Origin of the sequence: Wolbachia endosymbiont of Drosophila baimaii (assembly GCF_028982185.1) — a bacterium.
GTDB lineage: Bacteria > Pseudomonadota > Alphaproteobacteria > Rickettsiales > Anaplasmataceae > Wolbachia > Wolbachia pipientis.
Genome location: NZ_JAPQLE010000207.1, coordinates 1 through 4,623, shown reverse-complemented (window position 1 = coordinate 4,623; position 4,623 = coordinate 1). Strand labels below are relative to the sequence as shown.

Sequence of the window (4,623 nt, the reverse complement as noted above, 5' to 3'; positions counted from 1 at the left end):
AAAACATTCCTCTATTCGAATCCTTTCGTCGTGCTGTTGATTCTGCCTTCCTATGACCTGTTCGGACTATTATGAGAAATGCTATAATATGATCAACTATAACAGATTTTGCCTGTTGTAATTTTTCTTGTTTTTGGTTAACAGAATGGTGCTCAACATCAAATAGGTTTTTTTGCTGCGGAGGTAAATTAAACCTAACACTCTCTATTATGTCATCAGCAGATTCGATAAGCTTAGCACCATTTTTAATTAAATAATTACTACCACTACAGCGTGAATCTAAAGGGAAACCAGAAACTGCAAACACCTCTCTCCCTTGATTTAAAGCAAAATCTGCTGTTATTAGAAAGCCAGAACGTTTCGATGCTTCAATCACTGCAACACCCAGCGATAGACCAGATATAATTCGATTCCTCTGAGGAAAATATTGAGGCTTTGGTTTAGTAGCAAATGGAAGCTCAGTAATTACTAAACCACCGTTCCCAGTGATTTTTTTGTATAGATCAAAATTCTCTTTTGGATACACCACATCAATTCCGCTTGCTGTAACAGCAATAGTGGGATGATTTTTGTATATTGCACTGTTTGCTGCAGTATCGATTCCTTTTGCAAGTCCAGAAACAATAACAAAACCAGCTTCGCTTAAATCAAGTGCCAACTTATTGGCAAAATTTCTTCCATTCATTGAAGAGTTACGCCCACCGATTATTGCAATTATCTCACGGCTTAATAATGATATATCACCAAGCGCAGTTATTACAGGAGGACAACTAGAGATATTTCTTAAAAGATCAGGGTAATCTGGGTCACATGCGGGTATAATTTTAGCTCCAATTCTTTCTGCATTATTGATTTCTTCTCGTGCATCTTGAATGCCATACACCTTATTATTAGCCACCCTATTGAGATATTTTAGCACCTCATCTAGCGATCCATGTGTTCTTAGTATACTAAAAAACTTTATTGGTCCTATAGTTCTAGCCAAGCTTAACCATACTTCTAATTCTTTGTTGTTCAATTTATTTATCTTCATAAAAGGCTTGAATTTCTTATCAATTTAGTGTACCCAAGATAATGCAAATATACAGTGTTTTATGACGCATTTTGTTACAGATAAATGCATAAAATGTAAATATACGGACTGTGTGGAAGTATGTCCCGTTGACTGCTTCTATGAAGGTAAAAACATGCTCGTGATTAACCCAGATGAATGTATTGATTGCGGAGTGTGCATACCTGAGTGTCCAGTGGATGCAATTGTAACTGATGATTCCATAAAAGATATTTTAGAACTAGATGAAGAGTTACTGAACAGCGAACAAAAAACTTTCAAGTTATTTTACGATATAAATGTAGAATACTCACAAAAGTGGCCAAATATCACAGCTAAAAAGCAACCTCTCTATACAGCAGAAGAGTATAAGGAAAAAAAGGATAAAACAGCTTATTTTGACGAAAATTTAGAATAATGCTACTGAAGGAAGAGAAACTTTTTGTATTTCAGGGTTATTGTTTTTGGTTGCTGAAAATAGTTGCGTTATCTAAGTTGTTATGCTGATAAATTAGTATCGATTAATTTAAGGATTAAGGAAAAAGGCTTATTGACTTTTGAAATATTTGATTATAAAACTAGCTGTTAGCATTAAATCTTGGGGGTAAGTTATGAGTATAAATAAAAGAGAAACCATTAAAAAGATTGAAGGGTTACTTTTTCAAGCGAACGGTAATCTTGAGAAAACATGTGATCTATTATCAACAGTAGAGTTAACCGAAGATGATATTAAAATATTGCTGGAAGAGATGATAAAAGAGTATCGTAGCTTGTCTGAAAAGATTTCTTGGAGTTGTGGAATTACTGCAGGCGGTGCACAAGATGCCAACGCAAGCAGCTTCAACGAAGTTTTTAAGCTAGGTTCAAAAGAGTTAGCATTGGCAATGATGTCAGATCTCAGAAAGTCTTATGATCAAGAATTATTTAAGAAATATAAAAAAGAAGAAATGTCTTATCCTGAAGGAGAAGGAGTACAATTTATTAGAGAATTCAGAGTTTTAAGTAGAATACTTACTATATCTTTAATAAGGAAACTTGATGAAGTTTACAAGTTTACTCCAGAAGAAATTGAGCGTTTGAAGGAATATATATTAGTTAGCAACTATGATACAAGCAAAAGTCTTTCTGATATAGACAAATATATGCATGCACTATCTGCTTTAATTAGAAACCCCTCACTTGATACAAAAAAGATATTCGAGCTAAATAATCGAATGATAATACACACTACAGCCTTAATTGATTTAGTAACTAGTGGAGTAGTGAAAAAAGAAGAAGCAAAAGAACAATCTGCTGAGGATTTAGAAAAGCTTATCTGTGAACAGTATAAAGGTGCAGCAAACACGCCACTACCGTTGCCGAGCACGCTATTTGAAGTGGATAAAAAAAGTGCTTGAAGAAAGTAAGAAGGTCCTATAGTTAGCCAAAGTAGGTATTTAATAAGCTTAATGTAACCATTATATATGCTATATAGTAAAACATAGAATGCTTATGGTTCCAACTATAGCAATTTTAAGTGGTGGGTTTTCTTGTGAGAGAGAAGTGTCGCTTATGAGCGGAAAAGCAGTAAAGAAAGCGCTCGATAGCCTTTCATATAATGCAATAGAAATAGATGTTGACAGCAACATTACTGAAAAGCTTAAAAAAATTAATCCGGGCCTTGCTTTTATAGCTCTGCATGGACCTTATGGTGAAGATGGCTGCATTCAAGGTTTATTGGAAATCTTAGGTATAAAATATACACACTCAGGAGTTATGGCTTCTGCCGTTGCTATAAATAAAGTGATGTCAAAGCATATATTTCGATCCCTTAATATCGACACTCCAAAAGGTTATGTAATTAGCCGAGAAGATGTACTAAAAAATAATATTAAAATCGATTATCCGTACGTCTTAAAACCAATTAATGAAGGTTCAAGTATTGGAGTGTACATAATTTTCTCGCACGAGGATTACTTAGAACTGAAAGATAATAGTTCTACTATAATGGAAAAGATGATCGTAGAAGAATACATACCGGGCATAGAGTTACATACTGCTGTATTGCTGGATGAAGCAATTGGCACTATAGAAGTACGACCAAAAAATAAATTCTATGATTATGAAGCAAAGTATACAGATGGATTTGCAGAACATATATTTCCTGCTAAAATTCCTGACAATATATATAAAATGGCCTTGGAACACGCACTGAAAATACATCAATTTTTAGGATGCAAAACTATTTCCCGCTCAGATTTCCGTTATAATCCCAAAAATAACACTTTAAAAATGCTTGAGATTAATACACATCCTGGCTTTACTGAGTTATCGTTAGTGCCAGAAATTGCAAAATTGGCAAAAGGAATCAATTTTAATGAATTAGTTAAAATTATTATTGAAGATAGTTTGCAGCACAAAAATATTAGGGATTTAAGTCATGTTGAGCAGTATTACTAGAAGCCAAAGGAGTTTTTTGCGTAAGTGTGCCTTGGTTATTATCACAGCACTTTTTCTTACGCTAATACTTTACAGCTCACTTGATAAAATAATAAATCGATTTAATTACTACTTTACTTGGTATAATGACTGCCTATCTAGTTTATTACTCAGTAGTGGATTTTCAATCGACGAAGTAGTCGTGAGCGGCAATAAATTTACAAACAAAAAGGATATTCTAAGTTTGACAGATAGAACGCAACCTATCCTGTATATATCACTTTCAAAACTTGCCGGTAACATACAATCCGTAAGCAGGTGGATAAAACACGTAAGAGTTCACAGAATTTTGCCCAATACTCTACACATTAATATAGATGAGCATAAACCGTTTGCTCTCTGGAAAGATAATAACAAAACCTCGGTAATTGATTTTGAAGGTAAAGTGATCGTAGATGACTATCTAGTAGATGATCTTGTTGTAATTACAGGACAAAACTCGTTATCAAACCTAGAATTTGTTAGAGATGTGTTGGAGAGTAAAACTCAATTAAGAGACCACATTTCTTCTTTTGCTTATATAGGGAATAGAAGATGGAATATCATACTTGATAACGATTCCACAGTAAAACTGCCTGAAGATAACCCTTATAGTGCATGGGAATATTTAAACCACTTGCAAAATACAACTGATTTTACTTTCAGCGATTGGAGTATTATTGATATGCGTATTACTGATAAAATTTTTGTGAAGAGGTGATCTGCTGTAATCCAAGTAGCCCCTTTTCCTGTCATCCCAGTGCCCAGACACTGGAATCCCGCCGCGAACCGTCATACCGCGATTCATTCGCGGTATCTCTTAACATAGATCCCTTATTTAACCGCCATACCTTAACATAGATCCCGCTAACACGTAGCGGGATGACGAGGTTATCGTCATGTCACCGCGAACCGTCATACCGTCACGAACCGTCATACCGCGATTCATTCGCGGTATCTCAGCCGCTAACAAGAGATCCCGCTAACACGTAGCGGGATGACGGTTGTCGTTTAGCTATAAATATTTAAGAAATTTACCAAACGAAAAAAAAGGCAAAAGAAGCCCCGTGGTTGGCTAATTACTTACATTATACTTTCAAGTATGGCGTTTTTTT

The 4,623-nt window shown here is 34.9% G+C and carries 5 protein-coding genes; 4 read left to right on the top strand and 1 reads right to left on the bottom strand.

The window, feature by feature from the left end:
* Positions 1-1,033, bottom strand: a 1,033-nt coding sequence (gene dprA, locus OZD66_RS05970) for a DNA-processing protein DprA (RefSeq protein WP_275022521.1), incomplete at its 3' end; no start/stop codon positions are given.
* 61 nt (positions 1,034-1,094) lie between these two features.
* Between dprA and OZD66_RS05965 the strand changes: the two genes are divergently transcribed.
* The 4 genes from OZD66_RS05965 (at position 1,095) to OZD66_RS05950 (ending at position 4,229) form a co-directional block, all read left to right on the top strand.
* The gene (locus OZD66_RS05965; RefSeq protein WP_182366623.1) at positions 1,095-1,469 is read left to right on the top strand and encodes a ferredoxin family protein; all 375 of its coding nucleotides are present in this window, start codon (positions 1,095-1,097) and stop codon (positions 1,467-1,469) included.
* A gap of 193 nt (positions 1,470-1,662) precedes the next feature.
* Positions 1,663-2,448 (top strand): hypothetical protein, encoded by a 786-nt coding sequence (locus tag OZD66_RS05960; RefSeq protein ID WP_182366625.1) that lies wholly within the window; start codon positions 1,663-1,665, stop codon positions 2,446-2,448.
* Positions 2,449-2,536: 88 nt separating this feature from the next.
* Positions 2,537-3,490, top strand: a complete 954-nt coding sequence (locus OZD66_RS05955; RefSeq protein ID WP_182366627.1) for a D-alanine--D-alanine ligase — start codon at positions 2,537-2,539, stop codon at positions 3,488-3,490.
* Positions 3,471-4,229 carry a cell division protein FtsQ/DivIB gene (locus tag OZD66_RS05950; protein WP_182366629.1) on the top strand — a complete coding sequence of 253 codons (759 nt, stop codon included), beginning with the start codon at positions 3,471-3,473 and terminating at the stop codon, positions 4,227-4,229. Before OZD66_RS05955 ends, OZD66_RS05950 begins: the two co-directional genes overlap by 20 nt.
* The last annotated feature ends 394 nt before the right edge of the window (positions 4,230-4,623 follow it).

Coding starts and splice junctions, on each gene's coding strand:
- OZD66_RS05950 (WP_182366629.1), top strand. CDS start 3,471: ATGTTGAGCAGTATTACTAGAAGCCAAAGGAGTTTTTTGCGTAAGTGT.
- OZD66_RS05955 (WP_182366627.1), top strand. CDS start 2,537: ATGCTTATGGTTCCAACTATAGCAATTTTAAGTGGTGGGTTTTCTTGT.
- OZD66_RS05965 (WP_182366623.1), top strand. CDS start 1,095: ATGACGCATTTTGTTACAGATAAATGCATAAAATGTAAATATACGGAC.
- OZD66_RS05960 (WP_182366625.1), top strand. CDS start 1,663: ATGAGTATAAATAAAAGAGAAACCATTAAAAAGATTGAAGGGTTACTT.